The sequence below is a fragment of the Dactylosporangium sp. NPDC050688 genome, assembly GCF_040654515.1.
Taxonomy (GTDB): domain Bacteria; phylum Actinomycetota; class Actinomycetes; order Mycobacteriales; family Micromonosporaceae; genus Dactylosporangium.
The window spans coordinates 33,852-54,654 of the sequence record NZ_JBFAIC010000037.1; the positions used below are offsets into that span (position 1 = coordinate 33,852).

Genomic DNA, 20,803 nt, shown 5'->3' on the forward strand with positions numbered 1-20,803 from the left:
GTGGTGGCGAGGCGGTCTTCTATGCGGGTCTTTACGCGGTGGCGAGGCGGTCTCTTTACGCGGTGGCGAGGCGGTCGCGGAGGTGGTGGCCGTGCGCGGCGGAGATCTGCGCGGCGACCGCGGACCTGACCAGGTCGCTGCGGTGCCGGACGCTGCCGCCGGGCCCCTCGACCAGCAGCTGCGCGTGTACGAGCCGGTCCACCGCGGCGAGGACCTCGTCGAGGTCGAGGCCGCCGGTCGCGGCGAGCTGCTCGACCCGCAGCGTGCCGAGCGCCGCGGTCAGGCGCAGCACGTCCCACGCCGCCGGCGGCATCCACCGGGTCCGCTGCCTGGCCAGGTGCATCGCGACCGCCTCGGCGAGCGCCGGGTCGCCTCCGCTCGCGGCCGGGACCAGCGCCGGGATGCCGCCGCTCGCCGCGAGGACGTCGACCGGCAGGTCCTGCTCGCCGAGCGGGTCGAGCCGCAGCACCAGGTCCGCGTCGAGCGCGTGCAGCGGCCGGTCCGCGATCGCCGACGGGTACCGGCACGACACGACCACCCGCAACCCGCGTTCCCGCAGCCAGCGCAGCTCACTGACCGAGTGCGCGTCGAGGTGTTCCGCGTCGTCGACGGCGACGGTGAGGCCGTCCAGCCCGCCGGCGATCCCGTCGAGCTCGGCGGGGTGCAGCCAGCGGCGCTCGCGCATCGCCGCGTCGAGGACCTCGTCAGCGGCCCGGCCGAGCTGGTGCAGCGCGGCGCGCAGCCAGCCGAGCCGCAGCGCGCCGCCAGGCCCCGGACCCCGTCCCAGCCCGACGCGGCCCGGCTCCAGCTCGCGCAGCCGCCCCAGCAACGCCGACTTGCCGGCGCCTGCGGGACCGACCACGTGGACGACCCCGGGGCCGCCGGCGAGGACGGCCAGCTCGGCGGCGCGCCCGACGAACCCCTCGGCTGCGGTGCTGGCGCCCGGTGCCGGGTTGGTCGCCCGGACCACGGAGAGGCGCCGCTCGAGCGCGGGAGCCGCGGGGGTGGTGGGCGCGGTGGTCGGGTGGTCCGCGGGTCGTTCGTGCTCTGAGGGTGATGCGGCGGCGGGCTGTGGTTCGAGCTGCGGGCCGGGCTGGGTGGTGCGGTGAGGGTCGGGCTGGGTGGTGGCGCGGCGGTCGGCTTTGCGGCGGTCGCCGCGGCGCCGGTCCCCGGTCGGGCCGGTCGTGCCGCTCGGGCCGGTCGTGCTGGTCGGGCGGGTCGTGCTGGTCGGGCCGGCGGCCGGCTCCCGGGTGACGGTGGACAGCTCGGCCAGGAGCCGGTCGCGCAGCGACGTCGTGTCGGCGGACGGGGAGATACCGAGGTCGTCGGCGAGCGCCCGGCGGCACAGGTCGAACCAGCGCACCACCTCGTCCGCGCGCCCCAGCCTGGCACCGGCGAGCATGGCGAGGCGGTACCCGCGCTCGGTGAACGGCTCCAGCTCCGTCGCCTCCCGCGCCAGGCGCAGCGCCCGGCCCGGGTCCGCCGCCGCGGCCGGCTCAGCCAGATCGAGCAGCGCCGCGACCAGGACCGCCTTGACCTCGGCGCGGGCCGGTGCGGCCCAGTCGGCGTACTCGTCCTCGGCGAACGGCAGCTCCGGCGCCAGCTCCACGATCCTCTCCCGCACGTCCAGCTGCCCGGGCCGCCGCTCCGCGATCTTCGCCGCCGCCCGCAGCTCGGCGAGGTCGAGCCGCGCCCGGTCGGTGGCGAAGACGTACCCGCCGGCCCTCGTCACGATGAACGACCTGCTCGTCGGCACCCCCGGCTGCAGCGCCCGCCGCAGTACCGACACGTAGTGCTCCAACGCGGCCGTGGCGTTGCCGGGCAGGTCCGCCCCCCAGACCGCGTCGGCCAGGGCGTCCTTCGACTGCACCCGGTCATGCCGCGCGGCGAGCACCCCAAGCACCTGCCGCGCCCGCCGAGGCAGGTCGTCCCCGGTCATCCGCCGGCCGTCACCGTCGATGATCTCGATCTGCCCCAGCACGCGCACGTCCACAGCCGCCGCAATCGGCAGCCCCCGGCACAGCTTGAGCGGTTCCCTTCCGGCACGCACAGGTCACAACCCGCCGCTCGCCGGTAGTGCGCCGCCGGGCGCAGGTCGCCGGGCCCTCGGGGTGATCCAAGGACAGGATTGGCCGTCCCGGTGACCACCCGGCGACTTCGATCACTGGGTGGTGGGGCGGGCGGGCAACCGTAACGGCACCCGGGCAGGCGCCGGGTGGGCCGGACCGGCGAGGAAGCTCGGACGCGGACCGCGGCAACGCGGCAACGCAAAGGCCAGCCACGCGGTTGGATGCGAGTGGATGGCCGTCCGGCGGCTCTGGTTGTGCACCGGCTGCCGTGCCTCGGGGTGATCCAAGGACAGGATTGGCCGTCCCGGTGACCACCCGGCGACTTCGATCACTGGGTGATGGAGCGGGCGGGCAACCGTAACGGCATCGAGGCTGGCGCCGGGCAGGCCGCGGTCACGGTCCCACCACGGCCACGGTCGCGGTCCCACCACGGCCACGGTCGCGGTCCCACCACGGCCACGGTCGCGGTCCCACCACGGCCACGATCGCGGTCCCACCACGGCCACGATCGCGGTCCCACCACGGCCACGGTTCCCGCCGGCCAGGTGCCAGCACAGCCCGGTTCTTGCTGGCCAGGTCGCCCCCGTCATGGCCACCGTCCTGGCCTCTGCCCGGCCACGGCCATGGCCGTCGTCATGGTCGGCTTCGGCTCGTCGTGATCTCGCTGCGTTCAGGCGGGCCACAGGCGGGCTTCAGGCCGGCGTGATCTCCTGCACCGTATGAAGATCATGGCCCGGGTCGCCCCGGTGGTCCGCCTCTCGTCTCGCATCGCGCTCGCGGCCTGCTTCGTCGCCGCGCTCGGCGCGGGCGCCGTCACCATGATCGTGTCTGTGCTGCGGTAGCCCCGGCGGTCGCCGGAAGCTTGCACGTACCCCCTCATTCGTCAACGTAAAGCGAGATCCAGGCGTGCCACGATCGGCCTCGGCGCGGTCATCCGCCAGGCCTCGGTGATGAGGTCGCACAGCTCGTCCTCGTGCGCCTTGCGCAGGCGAACCTGCACCCAGCCGAACCGGCCGGACACGTGCGACTTCTTGTACGCACGCGGGTCGTCCTCCACGAGGGCCGCCTGCTCCTCGCGGGACGTCTTGACCAGCATCGTCCAGTCGTCCTCGCACAGATAGGCGAACCCGCGGTCGCGCACCCGGAAGCTGAGATGGTTGCCGTGCAGGCGCTGCTCGACCTCGGGCAGCGTCAGGACCATGCGGAGCGCCTCGGCGACGCTCACTCCGCGGCTGGTTCGCAATCCCATGACTGTAGGTGTAACAGGAGGGTCCGACACTTTTCCGGGGATCCGATTTTCCCCATTTGCCAAGTTTCATGATCAAAGGCGTTGCCGCAGCGTACGGGCGTCCGACCGAAATTGTCGGTGGGCGTCGCTAGTGTGTCGCCCATCCAGATCTGCACCACGGGGAGGCGGCGGATGGGCACGGTTGAGGACGCGTTCGTGATGCCGTCCGCCTGGCTGCGGGCCATCCGGCCGCGGCGGGGCGGCGCTCCCGCAGACTTCCGGCCCTCGCCGACCTGGGCCGCTGATGTCGCCACGCTGGTGGCCAAACGCCCCAGCCTGCGCACCTCGCTCGGCGATGCCCGTACCCCTGCTGACATCCGCGACGCAGGGCTGGCGCATCTCGACGGCGGCGCCACCCCGCTCGGCGCGGCCGCCGTCGTCGCCGCCTACGCCGGGCCACCCGACGACCGCAGCCGGGCCGCCGCAGCGGTGTTCGCCGAGGGGTGGGTCGCCGGCCACGGGCTGCGGTTCGCCGTGGAGGCGGTCATGGAGCTGCAGGGTCTGGGGTATGGCGCAGACTGGCGCCCGACGAGCCGAGCCGGCGAGCCCGTCGTGCGTCGCGTGCGGGGCAGCGAAAGGGCGGGCGCCGCCCTGGGACCCGTGCGGGCCGCGCTCGCCGCCGCGCCCGACGACGAGCACCGGGCCGTCGTCGAGCTGCTCGGGGCGTGGCGGGAGCGCTCGGCGACGCACCGCATCGTGGCCGCCCACCTCGCGCCGACCGAGGCGGCCTGGGTCGAGCGGGAGGTGCGGGGGCGTGTCGTCGGCGACGACTGGAGCACCCTGCTGCTGCTCGCTTCCGTGACCACCGAGGCGCAGGCCGAGACGCTCGCCGGCGCGTATCCGCCGCAGGAGCTGTTCACCGACACCGCGCTGCTGCACACGATCGCCGACGGGCTCGGGACGGGCGCCGCGCCGCTGTTCGTCGGGTGGTTCGAGCGCTTCGGCGGGTCCGCCGACGCCCGGCGGGCCCTGCCGCCGATCATCGCCGCGATGCCGACCGACGCCGCGTTCCAGGCGCTGGCCGACCGGGTCGACACCCGCCACGTCCCGGCCGCCCTGGCGGCGGCGAGCGACCGGTTCCCCCGCCGGGCCGTGCGGCTCCTCGCCGAGGCCGCCGGCCGGCGCGGCATCGCCGAGCGGCTGCGGGCCCACGTGGCCGCGCACCGCGACATCGCAGCCGAGGTGCTGCCGGCGTTGCGCGGCGCGGCCGCCACCCGGGTCGCCGCCGCCCTCGGCGCGCTCGACCGCCGCACGGTCGCACCGCCCGAGGCGCTGCCACCGCTGCTGGTCACCCCGCCGTGGGCGGCCCCCGCCCGGAAACCCGTCGTGGTCGCCGGCCTGTGCTGCACCGATCCGCCCGGGATCGCCTGGGAGCCAGGGGAGCAGGCCGAGTGGCTCGACCGGGCGGGCACCGCCGGCCAGTGGGGGCCGCTGCGCTCCGACTGGGCCGCTCTCGCCCGCGACATCGACGCCGGCACCTGCTCGTGGGTCGACACGTTCGGGTTCTTCATGCACGCCCCGATGGAGGTGGCGGCGCCGGTCGCGGCCCGCTGGCGGCCCAACCGGCGCTGGGACGAGGAGCGCTGGTCGCCCGCCCTCATCGCCAGGTTCGGGGTGCTGGTGCTGCCACTGATCCTCGACGTCGACCGGGTGAGCCGGGCGAGCACGACGCCGCTGCTGATGCCGTTCACCGGGCCGGAGGTCGCCGCCGTCGTCGCCCGGCGGCTCGGCGGCGGCCGGCCCGCGCGGCGGCACGCCGTCGACTGGCTGCGCCGGCACCCCGGGTCCGCCGCCCGGGCTCTCGTCCCCGCCGCGCTCGGCCCGGCCGGCCCTGCCCGCCGCCACGCCTGGCAGGCGCTGCGCGTCGTCGCCGACCTGGGCCGCCGCGACGCGGTCGAGGCCGCCGCCCGGTCCTACGGCGCGGAGGCCGCGGCGGCGGTCACCGAGCTGCTGGACACCGACCCGCTCGACGTGCTGCCGGCCAGGCCACCGGCGCTGCCAGGCTGGGTCGACCCCGCCGCGCTCGCCCCGGTCGAACTGCGCGGCGGCGCTGGGACGCTGCCGGTCGACGCCGTCCGGCACGTGCTGACGATGCTCGCCATGTCCGGGCCGGCCGAGCCGTACGCGGGGCCGGAGCCGTACGCGGGGCTGGCCGTCGTGCGGCAGGCATGCACCGAGGCGTCGCTCGGCGCGTTCGCCGTGTCGCTGCTGGAGCGCTGGCTCGACGCGGGCGCCCCGGCGCGCGCCGGCTGGGTCCTCGAGGCGCAGGCGTTCCTCGGCGACGACGAGACCGCCCGCCGACTCGCCGAGCACGTCCGCGCCTGGCCGTCCGAAGGCGCGCTGGTCAGGGCCGTCGCGGCCGTCGACGTCATCGCCCGGATCGGCACCGAGGGCGCCCTCACCCACCTGCACCGCCTCGCCACGAAGGTCCGCACCCCGTCGGTACGCGCCCGCGCGCACGAGCGGCTCGCCGAGGTGGCCACGGCCCTGCGGCTGTCGCCGGAGCAGCTCGCCGACCGGCTCGTGCCCGACCTCGGCCTCGATGCCGCCGGCACGCTCACCATCGACTACGGGTCGCGCCGGTTCACGGTCGGCTTCGACGAGCGGCTCCAGCCGTTCGTCGCCGACGAGACCGGCGCCAGGCGCCGCGACCTGCCCCGCCCGGGCGTGCGCGACGACCCAGCCTTGGCGCCCGCGGCCGCGAAACGGTTCACCGTGCTCAAGCGCGACGTGCGTGCCGTCGCCGCGGAGCAGATCCCGCGGTTCGAGCGGGCGATGGTCATGGGGCGGCGCTGGACGGGCGCCGAGTTCCGCCGGTTCATCGTCGGGCACCCCCTGGTCTGGCACGTCGCGCGCCGGCTCGTATGGGTGGTCCTCGACGGCTCGTCCGCGGGTCCCACGGGTGGTTCGTCGGTCGGTGGCGGCTTGCGTACCGATGACGCGACGACCCCCTCCGATGCGCCTTCGGTCGCAGGCGTGGTCGCGGGGTCCGGTGCGGCGGGCGCGGTGCGGGTGGCCGAGGACAGGACCTTCGCCGGGGTTGACGACACGCCGGTGACGGTGGCCGACGACGCGCTGATCGGGGTGGCGCACCCGTTGCAGCTCGGCGAGGCCCTCGGCGCGTGGGCGGAGCTGTTCGCCGACTACGCGATCGTGCAGCCGTTCCCGCAGCTCGGCCGGGGCGACTACAGCCTCACCGCCGAGGAGCGCGACCGCGACGCGCTCGCCAGGTTCACCGGGGTGAAGGTGCCGACGGGCCGGATCGCTGCCCTCACCCGCGGCGCCTGGCGCCGCACCGAGGGTCACCGCCACGGCTATGGGGGCTGGATCGAGCGCGACCTTCCCGGCGGCCGTGCCGCCGTCGTCGAACTCGACCCCGGCCTGCACTTCGGCGATGTGTCCGTCGATCCGTTCCAGACCATCGCCGGCGTGTGGGTCGACGCCCGCCATCCGAGCGGCGACGGGCGGTGCCCCGTGCCCATCGCCGAGCTCGACCCGGTCGGCGCGTTCGAGCTCGTCCGCGACCTGGAGGAAGCGACCGCATGAGCGAGGACACGCACGTCACCCCAGCCGCCTGGCGCCGCAGCGTCCTGCCGAGACGCGGCGGCCTGCCGGTTGCGTACCGACCGGTGGCGGGCCACGACGGCGGGGCGGCACCGGGGCGGGGCGGCGACAGGGAACCGGCGATGGAACCGCCCCGGCCGGGCGGGGCGCTGCTGCTCGCCGAGCTCGACAGCCCGGCGAGCGGCGACAGGCGGCGCCGCGACACGAGCGGACCTCCGGGCATCGTCGTCGGCGAGGTTGAAGCCGTGACCCAGTTCGCGGAGCAGTCGCTGCTGGATGCCCCCACCGTCGGCGCCGGCGGGACCAGGTGGACCCGGGACCGGCCGCACACGTTCGGCGGGCTCCACTCCGTTACCGTGTCCGAGATCATCAGAGACCTGCGGGAGGTCGTGCAGTGAGCCCCAAAGCGGACCCCGGGCCCGAGCAACGTGACGGCGCCACCGTGCAGCGGCCGCCGGCCGAGGTCCGGTACGCCGACGAGCTGGCCACTCTCCGCGACACCGACACCGGTGAGCGGCCGCCCGGCTGGGCGCTGAGCCTCACCGCCGCGCGGCGGTTCATCGTCGGTGACCCGGGCGCCGGGATCAGCCGCAAGTTCGTCGGCGACCCGTCGCTCATCGACCGGGCCCTTGTGGCTCTCGCGACCAGCCGCGGGCTGATGCTCGTCGGCGAGCCCGGCACCGCCAAGTCGTTGCTGTCCGAGCTGCTCGCCGCGGCCGTGAGCGGGGAGTCGACGCTGACCGTGCAGGGTGGCGCGGCGACGACCGAGGACCAGATCAAGTACTCGTGGAACTACGCGCTGCTCGTCGCCGAGGGGCCCAGCCAGCGCTCGCTCGTGCGCGCCCCGCTGTTGCGCGGGATGGCCGAGGGCAAGATCGTGCGGTTCGAGGAGATCACCCGCTGCCCGCTCGAGGTCCAGGACTGCCTCCTGTCGCCCCTGTCCGATCGGGTACTGGCGATCCCCGAGCTCACCGGCCCGGACTCGATGGTGTTCGCCCGGGACGGGTTCAACGTCATCGCGACCGCGAACACCCGCGACCGCGGGGTCAACGAGATGAGCGCCGCGCTGAAACGCCGGTTCAACTTCGAGACGGTGTTCCCGATCGCCGACTTCGACACCGAGCTCTCGCTCGTCGAGGCCGAGGCGGGTGCGCTGCTGCGCCGTTCCGGGGTCACCGCCGCGCCCCGCCGGGACGTGCTGGAAGTGCTCGTCACCACGTTCCGGGAGCTGCGGGCCGGGCAGACGGCGCGCGGCGACACGATGGAGCGGCTGTCGGCCGTGATGAGCACGGCCGAGGCGGTGTCGGTCGCGCACGCCGTGGGGCTGCGCGGCTGGTTCCTGCGCCGTGAGCCCGGCACGGCTGAGGACCTGGTGTCGTGCCTGGCCGGGACCGCCGCGAAGGACAACGGCGAGGACCTCGCGAAGCTGCGCCGGTACCTGGAGCAGCAGGTGACCTGGCGGCCCGGCGCGCAGTGGAAGGCGCTGCACGCCGCCCGGCACCAGCTGCCGGGGTGAGGTGGGCACGATGACCACGACGTTCATCGGCGTGCGGCACCACAGCCCTGCCTGCGCGAGGCTCGTCGCCGGCACGATCGCGGCGCTGCGGCCCGCGCACGTGCTCGTCGAAGGCCCCGCCGACATGAACGACCGGGTCGGCGAGCTGCTGCTCGGCCATGACCTGCCGGTCGCGGTGTTCAGCAGCTACCGCGACGACGACCGGCAGTCCGGCTCGTGGGCGCCGTTCTGCGCGTACTCCCCTGAGTGGGTCGCGCTGCAGGAGGGCCACCGCGCCGGCGCGCAGGTCCGGTTCATCGACCTGCCGTCGTGGGACCCGGCCCTCGCCGAGCGGGAGAACCGCTACGCCGACGCCGAGCAGCGCTACGCCGAGGTCGTCGACCGGCTGTGCGTCGAGTTCGCCGTGGACAACGTCGACGCGCTGTGGGACCACCTGTTCGAGATCCCGCCCGACGACGGGCTCGCCGAACGTCTCGCCGCCTACTTCGACCTGCTGCGCGGCGAGACCCCGGCGAGCGACGGCGACGCGAGCCGGGAGGCGTACATGGCGCGCTGGATCCGCGCGGCGGCCGCCGACGCGGGGGACCGGCCCGTCGTCGTGGTCACCGGCGGCTTCCACCGGCCGGCCCTGATCCGGCTCACCGCCGAAGCCGAAGCCGGAACCAGGGGCGGTGCCGCCGCCGGGGAGGGCGCCGTCGCCGGGGACGGTGCCGGAGAGGGTGCCGCCTGGCCGGAGGTGCCGCGGCTGCCGGAGGGGGCGGTCGGCGGCAGCTACCTGGTGCCGTACTCGTTCCGGCGGCTCGACGCGTTCGACGGGTACCAGTCGGGGATGCCCTCGCCGGAGTACTACCAGCAGCTGTGGGAGGGCGGGCCACGGCACGCCGCCGAGCAGCTCGTCACCGCCGTCGTGGCACGGCTGCGCGAACGGCGGCAGCGGGCGTCGACGGCGGACCTCATCGCCGCGTCCGCGTCCGCGGCCGGTCTGGCGCTGGTACGCGGGCACCACCACCCCGGCCGCACCGACGTCCTGGACGGACTCGCCGGGGCGCTCGTCCACGACGCGCTCGACGAACCGCTGCCGTGGGCGACCCGCGGGCGGCTGCGGGCCGGCACCCACCCGGTCGTCGTGGAGATGGTCGCCGCGCTCAGCGGGTCCCGGGTCGGCCGGCTGCACCCGTCGACACCGCTGCCGCCGCTCGTCCACGACGCCGACGCCGAACTGGAGCGCGAAGGGCTCAGCGGTGAGCGTACCGTCACCTTCGCCCTCACCGAGGTCGACGGCCTGCGCCGCAGCCGGCTGCTGCACTGCCTGCGGGTGCTCGGGATCCCGGGGTTCACCCGGCGGCGTGGACCGCGCACCGGTGTCGAGCCGGTGCTGGAGGAGCGGTGGGACGTCAGCGTGCACGAGCACCGGCTGGTCGCGTTGATCGAGGCCGGCGCATACGGCGCGACCCTGCCCGAGGCGGCCGCGTCCGCGCTGGCCGAACGCATCCGCGGCGCCGACGTCGCGGGGCTCGCCGACGCACTGTTCGACGCCGCGTTGTGCGGCACCGTCCGGCTGTCGGACCAGGTCCTGCGCGACCTCGACGCCGCCGTCGGCGCCGCCGCCGACCTGGGCGCGCTCGGCCGCCTGCTCGCGGTCGTGCTCACCCTGTGGCGGCACGACCGGTTGCTGGGCACCGCCGGCAGCGCACCCCTCGGCACGGTGATCGGCGCCGCGCAGCGCCGGGCGTTGTGGCTCGCGGAAGGGGTACGCGGCAGCACCGCCCCGGCGGAACCCGCCCGCATCGACGCGATCATCGCCCTGCGGGACACGATGGTGCACGCGGGGCGGCGGCTCGGGCTGGACCGCGAGGTCGCGCTGGACGTGATGCGGCGGGTGGCCGCTGACCGTGAGGCGCCGCCCGACCTGCGCGGGGCCGCGTACGGCTTCGGCTGGTCCGTCGGCCCGGCCGCCGAGCTCGAGTCCGTCAGCGCGGCCGGCTCCGGCGACGACAACGGCACCGACAACGGCACCGACAACGGCACCGACAACGGCACGGGCGACGACGGAGACAGCGGCGACGACGACACCGGCGACGACAACGGCACCGACACCGGCGACGGCGGCACCGACAACGACAACGACGACGGCGACACAGGCAACGGCGACAACGACAACGGCGACGGTGTCGATGATCCGGTCCGGGCGGTTCGCGGCGCTGCGGTGCCCGGCACGGTCGGTGACTGGCTCGCCGGGCTGTTCGGCGTCGCGCGGGAGGAGGTGCTGCACACGCCGCGGGTGCTGGATGTGCTCGACGACCTCGTCAGCGGCATGGGCGACGCCGATTTCCTGGTCGCGTTGCCGGCGTTGCGGCAGGCGTTCGCGTACTTCCCGCCGCGGGAACGCGAGACCGTCGCCGGGCACCTGCTCGCCCGCCGCGGGCTGGGTGGTTCCGGGCGGTCGCTGCTGCGGGCACCCGCCGTCGACCCCGTGCTCACCGCCGCAGCGGCCGAGCTGGAGGCGCGCGTCGACGAGGTCCTCACCCGCGAAGGGCTGCTGGCATGACGATCTCAGAGCCCGAGAGCGACGCCGCGGCGCTGGAGCGGTGGCGGCTGGTCCTCGGCGAGCCGGGCCGGTCCGTCATGGACGGCGGGCAGCTCAGCGCCGCCGGCGCCGGGCGGGACGCGGCACTCGACTGGCTGTACGGCCGCGACGAGGACCTCGAACGCCGCGGCATCCGCCAGCCCCGCCACGGCAGTGACGGCCCGTCGCTGGTGACCACCGTCGACTGGCTCGACGGGATCACGACGCTGTTTCCCAAGGAGACGGTCGAGCGGCTGCAGCGTGACGCCGTTGAGCGGTACCAGATCCACGACGTGGTCACCGACCCTGCGGTGCTGGCCCGGATCGAGCCCAACCCGACCCTGCTCAAGGCGGTCCTGCGCACGAAACACCTGATGAACCCCGACGTGCTGCTGCTGGCCCGCCGGATTGTCGAGACGGTGGTGCGGCAACTGATGGAGCGGCTGGCCACGCAGGTGCGGCACGCGTTCTCCGGGGCGCGGTCCCGCAGCGCGAGCCGGTTCAAGGTGGCCCGCAACTTCGACATCCGCCGCACCCTGCGGGCCAACCTGAGGCACTACCGGCCACAGGAGCGCAAGGTGTACGTCGAGACGGCCTACTTCGTCGCACGGACCCGCCGGCACCTGGAGCGGTGGCAGGTGATCCTGCTGGTCGACCAGTCCGGGTCGATGACCGGCAGCGTCATCCACTCCGCCGTCACCGCGGCGTGCCTGTGGGGGCTGCCGGGCGTCAAGACGCACCTGGTCGCGTTCGACACCGCCGTGGTGGACCTGACCGCCGACGTCGACGACCCGGTCGAGCTGCTGATGAAGGTCCAGCTCGGCGGCGGCACCGACATCGCGCAGGCGATGGCCTACGGGGCCGGGCTGATCGAGCAGCCGCGGCGCACGATCCTGGTGCTGATCAGCGACCTGTACGAGGGAGCCGGCCGCGGCGAGCGCCTGGTGCGTCTGGTCCGGGACCTTGCCGGCCAGGGCACGAAGGTGCTGTGCCTGGCGGCGCTGGACGAGGACGCCGATCCCGCGTACGACCGGGACATGGGCCAGCGCCTCGCCGACGCCGGCGCGGCCGTCGGCGCGATGACGCCGGGGGAGCTGGCGGCGTTCGTGGCGGAGCAGGTGGGCCGGTGAGAGCGGATCTGCTGGCGCTGACCCCGGACGCGCTGGCCGCGCTGACCAACCGCGGCCTGGTGAAACGGGCGACCCGCGAGGTGGAGGCCGCGCCGCCCGCGGTGACGGCCGACGCCGAGGGCACGGTGCGCGGGGTGTACCAGGACGGCCCCGAGACGGCGCTGCCGCCGGGCGGCCTGGACCGGGGCACGTGCACCTGCGGCGCGACCGGCGTGTGCCGGCATGTGGTGGGGCTGGTGCTGGCGTACCAGACGGCCAGTGCCACCACGGGCCTTGCCGGGACGGGCGCTGCTCAGACGGGCGTTGCCACGGTCGGCGGCGCGGGTGGGGACGGTGCTGCGACGGGCGTGGCCGGCGACGCGGGGCCGGGCGTCGCACGGAGCGGCGGCGCGCAGAGGGCCGGCAACGCGGGGCCGGGCGTCGCACAGAGCGGCGGCGCGCAGAGGGCCGGCAACGCGGGAACGGGCGCCACACAGACGGCGGCCGGCGGCGCGGGCCCCGGCGGCGTGCAGGCGGCCGGCGGCGCGGGACCGGGCGGTGGACAGACGGCCGACGACACAAACACGGGCGTTGCACGCAGCGGCGACGCACAGGCGGCCGGGCCTGAGCCCGCCGTCCCATTGGAGGCGTGGTCGCCGGGCACCTTCACCGACGAGCAGCTCGAGGCCCGGATCGGCACCCGCCGGCTGGCCGCCGCCCGGCGGGCGCACCGGGCCGGGTACGTCGCCCGCATCCACCGCCCCACCGCCGCCGACCCTGCGCCGCGCGTGGAGCTCGGCTCGGCGACGGTGCGGTTCCTCGTGCCGCGGGACCTCGGGTTCGTGCACACCGACGCCGTCGCCGGGGTCCGCGACGACGTGCTGGCGCTCGCGGTGTGGGCGTTCCGGGTCGCGGACGTCACGGCCCCGGACGGGCAGGACGTGCAGGTCGACGTCGGTGGGCCGGAGACGGCCGGCGGTGCGGTCGACGGGTCCCTCGAGGCGGCGCTGCGCCTCGCCGACGAGGTCCTGCTGACCGGCGCGGCGCACGTCGGACCCGGCCTCGCCGGCACGGTCGCCGAGGTGCGGCAGCGCCTGGACCGGGCCGGGCTGCGGTGGCCGCTGCTCGCCGTCGGTGATCTGGAGGAGCAGCTCGCCGCGTACGGGCAGCGCGCCGGGTCGTACAGCCACGAACGGCTCGCCGGGCTCGTCGCCGAGCTGCACGCCCGCCACCGCGCGGTGACCAACCGCGGGGCGAGCCTGCGCGCCAGGGTCCTCGGTACCCAGGAGGCGGCGGAGACACCGATGCGCCGGGCCCGCCTCGACGGGCTCGGCTGCCGGGTCCGCGCGGCGGGCGACACCGGCCGGCAGGTGGAGCTCTACTTCGCGCACGCCGGCAGCGCGACGGTGCTCGTGCTGCGCCGGACGTTCCCCGACGCGGCGGCGGGCGCGGGGACCAGCGCGGGGATCGGCGGGCGGCGCCTCGGCGGGGCGACGGTCGCGCAGCTCGCGGCCGGCAACGTCGTCACCGAGTCCGCGATCCGCAGCGCCAGCCGCACGGTCCGGCTCGCCACCAGCCGGGTCGCGAAGACGACCGTCACGCCGTCGCAGGGGTTGTGGACGTCGCTGCCGGAGTCCCTCGTCGTGCGGGACCTGCGGGTCCTCGCCGCGCAGCTGGACCGGCTGCCGCCGCGGGTCGTGCGCCCCCGTGTCGAGGCCGAACTGGTCCGCGTCCTGCAGGTCGCGGAGGTTCGGTCGCTGCGGTACGCCCCTGGCGCCCAGCGGCTCGACGCGCTCGTCGCCGACCCGGCCGGCGGCGTCGCGACGGTCACCGCGACCCACTCGGCGGCCGCGCCGGGCGCCCTGGACGCGATCGCGGCGGCGCTGTCCGGGACCGTGCGTGCCGTCGCGGGCACCGTCAGCAGGGCCAGCGGCGAGATCCTCATCGAACCGCTCGCCCTCGCGGTCGGCGACGGCGACGTCGTCGTGCCCGACCTGGCACCGGCGAGCGGGTTCCGCGTCGACGGCGCACCCGTCCCCGGCGCGGACCCGCTGCGGCTCGCGGTCGACGCGGCGGTGGCCCTGCTGGCCGAGGTGCCGCACCGCGGGCTGCGGATGCTGCCGCCGACGTTCGGTGACCGGTTACGCGACGCGGGCGACGCCCTCACCCGGGTCGGCCTGCACCGTTGCGCCGCCGCCGTCGGTGCGCTGCGGGCCGGCCTCGGACCCGACCCGGACACCGCGACGGCGGGCCTGTGGGTCGACGCGTACGTACGCCTCCTGGTCACGCTCGAACTGCAGTGACCGGGCACCCGCGGCGACGCAGGAACGTGCCGTGAGGCGGTGCGTCCCGGTGATGAAGACGGTCATCGAGCGTCGTCCAGTTCCGGATCCCGGGCCCGGCGGCGCCCATGGCGAGCACCGTCACCGAGCGCCGTCAGCCGCCCGCCGGCGGTGCCCGGCGGCAGGCACCGACGGCAGGCACCGGCAGCCACCGCGCTGTGCTGAAGTGATCGTCACGGATCGTTGATGAGCAGCGGAAACTTGTCGGGACAGGGGGACAGGTCGCGAAAATTGGCACTGTCGATTTGCCCGGGTCTGTGCTTGACGGAAGAGGGATCACATCGCCTCGTCGGCGTGTCGATCTTGATCGGTGGCTAGGCTACCCGCCGGAACCATCGGGGACAGCAAAATAGGGGGCGCAGCATGGCTGACTCGTTCGTGCATCTCCACGTGCACACCGAGTACTCCATGCTCGACGGAGCGGCGCGGCTCAAGGACATGTTCAAGGAGGCGAACCGCCTCGGCATGCCCGCCGTCGCGATCACCGACCACGGCAACATGCACGGGGCGTACGACTTCTACAAGCAGGCCAAGGCCGCCGGGGTCACCCCGATCCTGGGCGTGGAGGCCTACGTGGCGCCCGAGTCGCGGCTGCACAAGCAGCGCGTCAAGTGGGGCCGGCCGGACCAGAAGGACGACGACGTGTCCGGCTCCGGCGGGTACACGCACAAGACCATCTGGGCGAGGAACAAGACCGGCCTGCACAACCTGTTCCGGCTCAACTCGCGGGCGTCGATCGAGGGGCACTTCGTCAAGTGGCCCCGGATGGACATGGAGATCATCGCCGAGCACGCCGACGGGTTGATGGCGACCACCGGCTGCCCGTCCGGCGAGGTGCAGACCCGGCTGCGCCTCGACCAGTTCGACGAGGCGTTGAAGGCGGCCGCGAAGTACCAGGAGATCTTCGGCAAGGAGAACTACTTCCTGGAGGTCATGGACCACGGGCTGGACATCGAGCGGCGGGTCCGGGAGGGCCTGACCGAGATCTCCAAGCGGCTGGGCATCCCGCCGGTGGTGACCAACGACTCGCACTACACGCACCAGTCGCAGGCCGAGGCGCACGACGTGCTGCTGTGCGTGCAGACGGCGGCGAACATCAACGACCCGAACCGGTTCCGGTTCGGCGGGTCGGGCTACTACCTGAAGTCCGCCGACGAGATGCGCGCCGTCGACAGCTCCGACCTGTGGCAGGAGGGGTGCCGCAACACCCTCGTCGTGGCGGAGCGGGTCGACATCGACGGCATGTTCGTCGAGCGCAACCTGATGCCGCGCTTCCCGGTCCCCGAGGGCGAGACCGAGGAGTCGTTCTTCCGGGCCGAGGTCGCGCGGGGCATGGCGCGCCGGTTCCCGGACGGGATCGACGAGGAGCACCAGCGCCAGGCCGACTACGAGGCCGACATGATCGTCAAGATGGGCTTCCCGGCGTACTTCCTGGTCGTGTCCGACTTCATCCTGTGGGCGAAGAACCAGGGCATCGCGGTCGGCCCGGGGCGTGGCTCGGCGGCGGGCAGCCTCGTCGCGTACGCGATGGGCATCACCGACCTCGACCCGCTGCCGCACGGGCTGATCTTCGAGCGGTTCCTCAACCCCGACCGCATCTCGATGCCCGACATCGACATCGACTTCGACGAGCGCCGGCGCGGCGATGTCATCCGGTACGTGACGGAGAAGTGGGGCGAGGACCGGGTCGCGCAGATCGCCACGTTCGGCACGATCAAGGCGAAGGCCGCCATCAAGGACTCGGCGCGGGTCCTGGGCTACCCGTTCGCGGTCGGCGACCGGATCACCAAGGCGATGCCGCCGGCCGTCATGGGCAAGGACATCCCGCTGTCGGGGATCTTCGACCCCAACCACCCGCGCTACTCCGAGGCGGTCGAGTTCCGCGCGCTGTACGACAGCGACCCCGACGTGAAGAAGGTCGTCGAGACGGCGAAGGGCATCGAGGGCCTGATCCGCCAGACGGGCGTGCACGCCGCCGGCGTCATCATGTCCGCCGAGCCGCTGATCGAGCACGTGCCGCTGATGCGCCGCGACGCCGACGGCGCGATCATCACGCAGTTCGACTACCCGACGTGCGAGACGCTCGGGCTGCTGAAGATGGACTTCCTCGGCCTGCGCAACCTGACGATCATCGACGACGCGGTCAAGAACATCGAGCGCAACCACGGCATCAAGCTCGACCTGCTGGGCCTGCCGCTGGACGACAAGGCTGCCTACGAGCTGCTCGCCCGCGGCGACACGCTCGGGGTGTTCCAGCTCGACGGCGGCCCGATGCGCTCGCTGCTGCGGCTGATGAAGCCCGACAACTTCGAGGACATCTCCGCCGTGCTGGCGCTGTACCGGCCGGGCCCGATGGGCGCCAACTCGCACACCAACTACGCGCTGCGCAAGAACGGGCAGCAGGAGATGACCCCGATCCACCCGGAGCTGGAGGAGCCGCTCAAGGAGATCCTCGGCCCCACGTACGGGCTGATCGTCTACCAGGAGCAGGTGCAGCGCGCCGCGCAGAAGCTGGCCGGCTACACCCTCGGCCAGGCCGACCTGCTGCGCCGGGCCATGGGCAAGAAGAAGAAAGAGGTCCTGGAGAAGGAGTTCGTGCCGTTCCGCGACGGCATGCGCGCCAACGGGTACAGCGACGAGGCGATCAAGAAGCTGTGGGACGTGCTCGTCCCGTTCGCCGACTACGCGTTCAACAAGGCGCACACGGCCGGCTACGGGCTCGTGTCGTACTGGACGGCGTACCTGAAGGCGAACTACCCGGCGGAGTACATGGCCGGACTGCTGACCAGCGTCGGCGACGACAAGGACAAGATGGCCCTGTACCTGTCGGAGTGCCGGCGCATGGGCATCGAGGTGCTGCCGCCGGACGTCAACACCTCCGCGGGCCCGTTCACCCCGGTCGGCAAGGACATCCGCTTCGGCCTCGCCGCCGTGCGCAACGTCGGCAACAACGTCGTCGAGGCGATCGTGCGGTGCCGGCAGGCCGCGCCGTACAAGGACTTCCACGACTTCCTGTCCAAGGTCGACGCGGTGGCCTGCAACAAGAAGACCGTCGAGTCGCTCATCAAGGCCGGCGCGTTCGACTCGATGGGACACCCGCGCCGCGGGCTGCTCGCCATCCACGCCGACGCCATCGACGCGTACGCCGACATCAAGAAGAACGAGGCGATCGGCCAGTTCGACCTGTTCGGCGACGCGTTCGCCGGCGACGACGCCGGCAGCGCCGGGCCGGCCATGACCGCGGCCATCCCGCAGATCGAGTGGGACAAGCGGGAGCTGCTCACCTTCGAGCGGGAGATGCTCGGCCTGTACGTGTCCGACCACCCGCTGTTCGGGCTGGAGTCGGTGCTCGCGAAGGCCGCCGACACCGCGATCAGCAGTCTGTCGGAGGACGGGGCGGTCCCCGACGGCGCCGTCATCACCCTGGCCGGCATGCTCACCGGCGTGCAGCGGCGCATCACCAAACAGGGCAAGCCGTGGGCGTCGGCGACCCTGGAGGACCTCGGCGGCGCCGTCGAGGCGCTGTTCTTCCCCAACACCTACGAGCTGGTCGGGCAGTACATCGCCGAGGACGCGATCGTCGTGGTCAAGGGCCGCGTCGACCGGCGGGACGAGACGCCGCGCCTCATGGCGATGGACCTGTCGATGCCCGACGTCACCGCCGCCGACGAGAACCGGCCGGTGGTGCTGTCGCTGCCGGCGAACCGGTGCACGCCGCCGCTGGTCGACCGGCTCAAGGAGATCCTGCTCAACCACCCGGGCAAGGCCGAGGTGCACGTGAAGCTCAGCCACGGCTCGCGGATCACGCTGCTGCGGCTCGGGCCGTACCACGTCAACCCGACGACCGCGCTCAAAGGCGACCTCAAGGCGCTGCTGGGCCCCAACAGCTTCTCCTGATCAGGCCGCGCGGAGCACGGGGCGGTCCACCCCGCGCATCCAGGGCGTGGCGCGGGCGCGGTAGGGTCGGCGGGTGCGGACGCACACGCTCGCCGACGGTCTGCGCCCGCGTCGGTCGCTCTGGCTCTCGCGGCGTGCCCGGTGGACGGCGGCCGTGGTCGCGGTCCTCGTCGTCGCCGTGGCTGCCGGCGCGGTCGTCTACCGGTTCAACCAGCACCCGTATGCGTTCGACCGGCTCACCCGCATCGGTGAGGTCACGTTCCCGGGCGCCGCCGACGAGCCCGGCATCCGCGCGTTCCTGGACGGCAACCGGGCGTTCATCGGCCACCCGGCCGCCGGCGGGCACTTCCACCTGCGCGCCGTCGACGTCGAGAAGCCGGCTGGCGCGCCGATCTGGACCAACACGTCACTGACCGGGGTCGAGTCGTTCTCCTACGCCCGCGGCTCGGTCGTCGTGGTGAGCCGCCCCGACCGCGCCGGCCTGCGCACGATCACCCTGCTCAACGCCTCCAACGGGGTGCCGTTCATCAACCTGGAGGTCAACCGGGACGACCGGTGGGAGCTCGTCGGGAAGTATTTCGTCCGGTACCGTGCGGCGGACCACAAGCTCGTGACCACCGACGTGGGCACGCAGAAGCAGATCTCCGCCCTCGACCAGCCGGCCGGCGAGCACCGGTTCTGGCTGACCGACAACTGGAGCCACCAGCAGGTCCCGACCTCGCTGGACGGCGCCGCGATCGACGAGCCGATCACCGTCGACCCGCACCTGGTCAGGGCGGTGGCCGGGGACGGCGTCGAGGTGCTCAGCCTGTCCAGCGGCAAGCCCGACGACACCGCGCAGGGCGTCGCCGGGCCCGAGGACATCGTGTACCCCTACGCCGAGCAGGTCTTCGTCGCCGGCAACGGCACCGGGTACCGGGTCCACGCCCACGACCGCCTGAAGCTCGGCAAGGCCCAGTGGACCTGGACGTCACCGGACCAGCAGGCGAAGCTCGGCGAGCTGGTCACCTGCGGCGAGCGGCTCGTCTGCGCGGTCGAGGCGCGCCGGGTGACCGCGCTGGACATCCGCACCGGCCGGGTGGAGTACCGCATCGACATCGACGGGGCCAGGACCCTGCTGCCGGTCGGGCAGCGGCTCATGCTGCGCGACGCCACCGGCGCGGTCCTGCTCGACGACACCGGGCACGTGATGCGCCGCTGGCCCGGGCAGCGGCCCGCCCGCCTCGACGACGGCAGCTACCTGCTGCTGCCCACCGACCCGCCGGCCGGCGCCTTCCCCTGGCTGGGCGTGCAGGCGGACGACGGCGCGACCCGCGAGCTCGGCGACGTCGACGTTGAGCCCTCCACCTGCACCTGGAGCCACACGTACGTGGCCTGCGCCTCGGGGCCGGGACAGTTCGTGTTCTACCGGGTCAGGGCGCCCTGGTACTCCGGGCGGCTCTGACGCGATCGGCGCCGGGCCAGCCGGAAGATCGCCACCGCGCCGATCGCCACCCAGATCACGTTGAGCACCGCCGAGGGCCACGCGCCGTTGACGGCCGAGTTCAGCGCGAGGGCGCCGCCGCCGGCGATGTTCAGCGTCTGGAACACCGCGCCGTCCCCGGCGATCCGTTTCGCGGAGACCAGCGCGTACGCGGCGAGCAGGCCGGCCGCGCCCGCCCAGCCGATCAGCGCGATCATGACAGCACCGCGAACGCGCGGACGGTGAACGTGCCCATGCCGGCGATGCGCGGCGGCACCGCCGAGAACCGGAACCCGTCCAGCGGCAGCCGGTCCAGGTCGGTGAGGTGCTCCACCACGTAGATGCCGGCGTCGAGCAGGCCGGTGTGCGCGGGGCGGGTCAGGTCGGCGACGTCGTCGATGTTGACCGAGTCGATCCCGACCAGCGCCGGGCGCCGCTGCGCCAGCCACTCGACGGCGTCACGGGTGAGGAACGGCGCGTCGGGGGCGCCGTAGGCGGGGGTGCCGAAGTGCCGGGACCAGCCCGTGCACACGAGGACCGCGGCACCGGCGAGATCGGTGCCGTCGCCCAGGGCCTTGGCCAGCAGCGCCGCGCCGACGCCACGCTCGCCGGTCGCGTCGACGAGCAGGCCGGGCAGGTCCGCGACGCGGTCGAGGGGCACGTCGGTGAGGTCGCCGCGGCCCTCGAACCGGTGTGCCGGCGTGTCGAGGTAGGTGCCGGTGTTGGCGATCAGCTCGATGCGGCCGATCTGGAAGTCGGTGCCGGGCGCGTACCGGCCGCGGGCGTCCTCGCGGGACAGGAAGTCGGTGATGACGGGCCCGGGGATGCCCGGATACGTCTCCAGGCCGGCGTGGATCGGATGGTTGAGTTCGATGAAGCGGCTCACGCCGCCACCTCCGCTTCGCTCCGGCGCCGACGGGCGCCAGCACTGTTCCAATGGCGAGCGGCTCTCCGCTGCGCTGCGGCCGCTCACGCAATGCATCGTTGCAG

13 protein-coding genes are annotated in these 20,803 nt (G+C 74.2%); 9 read left to right on the top strand and 4 right to left on the bottom strand.

The window, feature by feature from the left end:
* Positions 1 to 55: 55 nt before the first annotated feature.
* Positions 56 to 1,981: a BTAD domain-containing putative transcriptional regulator gene (locus AB0H83_RS29995; RefSeq protein WP_360100434.1), complete on the bottom strand. Its 1,926-nt coding sequence runs from the start codon at positions 1,979 to 1,981 to the stop codon at positions 56 to 58.
* A gap of 807 nt (positions 1,982 to 2,788) precedes the next feature.
* Here AB0H83_RS29995 and AB0H83_RS30000 point away from each other — a divergent pair.
* The gene (locus AB0H83_RS30000) at positions 2,789 to 2,911 is read left to right on the top strand and encodes a hypothetical protein (RefSeq protein WP_360100437.1); all 123 of its coding nucleotides are present in this window, start codon (positions 2,789 to 2,791) and stop codon (positions 2,909 to 2,911) included.
* Positions 2,912 to 2,952: 41 nt separating this feature from the next.
* Here AB0H83_RS30000 and AB0H83_RS30005 read toward each other — a convergent pair whose 3' ends face one another.
* On the bottom strand, positions 2,953 to 3,318 hold the full coding sequence (locus AB0H83_RS30005) for an MmcQ/YjbR family DNA-binding protein (protein ID WP_360100440.1): 366 nt from the start codon (positions 3,316 to 3,318) through the stop codon (positions 2,953 to 2,955).
* A 171-nt stretch (positions 3,319 to 3,489) separates the two neighbouring features.
* Between AB0H83_RS30005 and AB0H83_RS30010 the strand changes: the two genes are divergently transcribed.
* From AB0H83_RS30010 to AB0H83_RS30045, 8 genes are all read left to right on the top strand, one after another.
* Positions 3,490 to 6,903 (top strand): DUF4132 domain-containing protein, encoded by a 3,414-nt coding sequence (locus AB0H83_RS30010; protein ID WP_360100443.1) that lies wholly within the window; start codon positions 3,490 to 3,492, stop codon positions 6,901 to 6,903.
* The gene (locus AB0H83_RS30015) at positions 6,900 to 7,319 is read left to right on the top strand and encodes a hypothetical protein (RefSeq protein WP_360100446.1); all 420 of its coding nucleotides are present in this window, start codon (positions 6,900 to 6,902) and stop codon (positions 7,317 to 7,319) included. Before AB0H83_RS30010 ends, AB0H83_RS30015 begins: the two co-directional genes overlap by 4 nt.
* Positions 7,316 to 8,437 carry an AAA family ATPase gene (locus AB0H83_RS30020; RefSeq protein WP_360100449.1) on the top strand — a complete coding sequence of 374 codons (1,122 nt, stop codon included), beginning with the start codon at positions 7,316 to 7,318 and terminating at the stop codon, positions 8,435 to 8,437. Before AB0H83_RS30015 ends, AB0H83_RS30020 begins: the two co-directional genes overlap by 4 nt.
* A gap of 10 nt (positions 8,438 to 8,447) precedes the next feature.
* Complete coding sequence (locus AB0H83_RS30025) at positions 8,448 to 10,985, top strand: DUF5682 family protein (RefSeq protein ID WP_360100452.1); 2,538 nt, start codon at positions 8,448 to 8,450, stop codon at positions 10,983 to 10,985.
* A 2-nt stretch (positions 10,986 to 10,987) separates the two neighbouring features.
* Positions 10,988 to 12,133 (top strand): VWA domain-containing protein, encoded by a 1,146-nt coding sequence (locus AB0H83_RS30030; protein ID WP_360100624.1) that lies wholly within the window; start codon positions 10,988 to 10,990, stop codon positions 12,131 to 12,133.
* Complete coding sequence (locus tag AB0H83_RS30035; RefSeq protein ID WP_360100455.1) at positions 12,130 to 14,415, top strand: hypothetical protein; 2,286 nt, start codon at positions 12,130 to 12,132, stop codon at positions 14,413 to 14,415. Before AB0H83_RS30030 ends, AB0H83_RS30035 begins: the two co-directional genes overlap by 4 nt.
* Before the next feature lie 402 nt (positions 14,416 to 14,817).
* Positions 14,818 to 18,351: a DNA polymerase III subunit alpha gene (dnaE, locus tag AB0H83_RS30040; protein ID WP_360100458.1), complete on the top strand. Its 3,534-nt coding sequence runs from the start codon at positions 14,818 to 14,820 to the stop codon at positions 18,349 to 18,351.
* A gap of 73 nt (positions 18,352 to 18,424) precedes the next feature.
* Positions 18,425 to 19,795 carry a hypothetical protein gene (locus AB0H83_RS30045; RefSeq protein ID WP_360100461.1) on the top strand — a complete coding sequence of 457 codons (1,371 nt, stop codon included), beginning with the start codon at positions 18,425 to 18,427 and terminating at the stop codon, positions 19,793 to 19,795.
* Here the strand turns inward: AB0H83_RS30045 and AB0H83_RS30050 are convergent.
* Entirely contained in the window at positions 19,756 to 20,031 is a 276-nt protein-coding gene (locus AB0H83_RS30050) for a hypothetical protein (RefSeq protein WP_360100464.1), read from the bottom strand. The two genes, AB0H83_RS30045 and AB0H83_RS30050, sit on opposite strands and share 40 nt — an antisense overlap.
* On the bottom strand, positions 20,028 to 20,699 hold the full coding sequence (locus AB0H83_RS30055) for a cyclase family protein (protein ID WP_360100467.1): 672 nt from the start codon (positions 20,697 to 20,699) through the stop codon (positions 20,028 to 20,030). The genes AB0H83_RS30050 and AB0H83_RS30055 overlap by 4 nt, the downstream gene beginning before the upstream one ends.
* Positions 20,700 to 20,803 lie beyond the last annotated feature (104 nt).

Bases quoted from the DNA above. Each gene is read 5' to 3' on its own strand.
- AB0H83_RS30000 (WP_360100437.1), top strand. From the start codon at position 2,789: ATGAAGATCATGGCCCGGGTCGCCCCGGTGGTCCGCCTCTCGTCTCGC.
- AB0H83_RS30005 (WP_360100440.1), bottom strand. From the start codon at position 3,318: ATGGGATTGCGAACCAGCCGCGGAGTGAGCGTCGCCGAGGCGCTCCGC.
- AB0H83_RS30010 (WP_360100443.1), top strand. From the start codon at position 3,490: ATGGGCACGGTTGAGGACGCGTTCGTGATGCCGTCCGCCTGGCTGCGG.
- AB0H83_RS30015 (WP_360100446.1), top strand. From the start codon at position 6,900: ATGAGCGAGGACACGCACGTCACCCCAGCCGCCTGGCGCCGCAGCGTC.
- AB0H83_RS30025 (WP_360100452.1), top strand. From the start codon at position 8,448: ATGACCACGACGTTCATCGGCGTGCGGCACCACAGCCCTGCCTGCGCG.
- dnaE (WP_360100458.1), top strand. From the start codon at position 14,818: ATGGCTGACTCGTTCGTGCATCTCCACGTGCACACCGAGTACTCCATG.
- AB0H83_RS30050 (WP_360100464.1), bottom strand. From the start codon at position 20,031: ATGATCGCGCTGATCGGCTGGGCGGGCGCGGCCGGCCTGCTCGCCGCG.